At 32.9% G+C, this 991-nt stretch carries 1 protein-coding gene; it reads left to right on the top strand.

Annotated features, from left to right (window positions below):
• Positions 1 to 80: 80 nt before the first annotated feature.
• A complete protein-coding gene (atpG, locus tag EZH24_RS12545) occupies positions 81 to 962 on the top strand; it encodes an ATP synthase F1 subunit gamma (RefSeq protein WP_137999385.1) in 882 nt (293 codons plus the stop codon).
• Positions 963 to 991 lie beyond the last annotated feature (29 nt).

The raw sequence follows: 991 nt of genomic DNA, 5'->3' as shown, positions 1-991 counted from the left end.
GCTAAACTTTACGATATAATAGACAAATTATATAAAGATATTGAAATTTGAAAAAAGAAAAATAAATTTAGGAAAATATTATGGCTGAAAAACTTAATGTATTGAAGGCAAGAATAAAAGCTATAACGGGAACTCATAAAATAACGAAAACTATGGATATGATTTCGCGCTCAAAAACCGCAAAAATTCTTACGGTAGAACAAGGAATGCGTCCTTACACTCAAAAATTAAACAGAATAGTCGAGGAACTTTCTCATACCGATATAGAGCGTTCTCATCCTTTGCTTGAAAAAAAGAAAAATATAAAAAATATAATTCTATTCGTCATAACTTCAACGCGAGGTTTATGCGGTTCTTATAATACGAAAATTTTAGACGAAGCTATGGAAAGAATAAGACATCATCATAGACATGGAAGAGAAGTAGAGCTTCATGTTTTGGGAAAGAAAGGCGAGGCTTATTTTGAAAAACAAAAAATTCCAATAGCGAGAAAATATCCGCGTATAGACGAAGAATCCACTTTTGACGATTGCGCAGCCGTAGTTCAAAGATTCATGTATGATTATTCGACAGATAAAGCTTCGAGAGTAGAAATTATATATACGAGATATTATACGAGAGTCGTTCATATTCCTAAAATAAAAAGTTTGATTCCAATGATTCCAGACGAAGAAGATATTGAAGGACATAAAAGTAAAAAACAGTCCGAATATTTGATAGAGCCAGATAGAGATTCCGTTTTGAAAGAAGTTGTTCCGCTTGCGATAAAAACTTATTTCTATTTTATGCTTACCACTTCTTTTTTGTCCGAAAATGCCGAACGCTCGATTGCCATGAGAAACGCCACCGATAACGCCGAAAGACTTTTATCGGAACTTAAAAATAAAGTGAATAGAGCGAGACAGGAAAATATCACAAACGAGCTTTTGGATATAATTGGCGGTTCGGAAGCTGTCGATTAAATAAAAGATTGAAAAAAATTTAATTCTCT

It is taken from the genome of Brachyspira catarrhinii, assembly GCF_005518285.1.
Lineage (GTDB): Bacteria > Spirochaetota > Brachyspiria > Brachyspirales > Brachyspiraceae > Brachyspira > Brachyspira catarrhinii.
This window is presented reverse-complemented; position numbering and strand designations above follow the sequence as displayed.